Origin of the sequence: Polynucleobacter sp. AP-Sanab-80-C2 (assembly GCF_035012965.1) — a bacterium.
In the GTDB taxonomy this organism is placed as follows: Bacteria; Pseudomonadota; Gammaproteobacteria; order Burkholderiales; family Burkholderiaceae; genus Polynucleobacter.
In genome coordinates this window covers 1-417 of sequence record NZ_JAYGQS010000014.1, presented here as the reverse complement: position 1 = coordinate 417, position 417 = coordinate 1, and the positions used below count along the sequence as shown (strand labels likewise).

Annotated in this window: 1 protein-coding gene; it reads left to right on the top strand. The window is 42.9% G+C overall.

Annotation, left to right across the window (positions count from 1 at the left end; all coding sequences use genetic code 11):
• Nucleotides 1-386 (top strand): IS3 family transposase (locus tag VC178_RS11415; protein WP_323482627.1); only part of this gene is annotated, 386 nt, incomplete at its 5' end.
• Between the last annotated feature and the right edge of the window lie 31 nt (nucleotides 387-417).

Sequence of the window (417 nt, the reverse complement as noted above, 5' to 3'; positions counted from 1 at the left end):
ATGAGATTGCTGATCGGCCACAGATTAGCTCAGTAATGCAGATGCTAAAGAGCGCCTTCAAACGACTCAAGAATGAAGACAGGCCAGTATTGCACTCAGACCAAGGCTGGCAATACCAAATGGGGCTGTATCAACAGGCCTTGCACAAGCAGGGTATTACTCAAAGCATGTCTAGAAAAGGTAACTGCTTAGACAACGCAGTGATGGAAAACTGGTTCGGGATTATGAAAACCGAGTTCTTCTATCGGAGAAGGTTTGAAAGTATCGAATCATTTAAAACAGAACTTAAGGAATACATCCATTACTACAACCATGATCGAATCAAACAAAAACTAAAGGGATTGAGCCCGGTAAATTACCGAACCCAATCCCTCGTGCTAACCTAACTAAACTGTCCAACTTTTGGGGGTCAGTTCA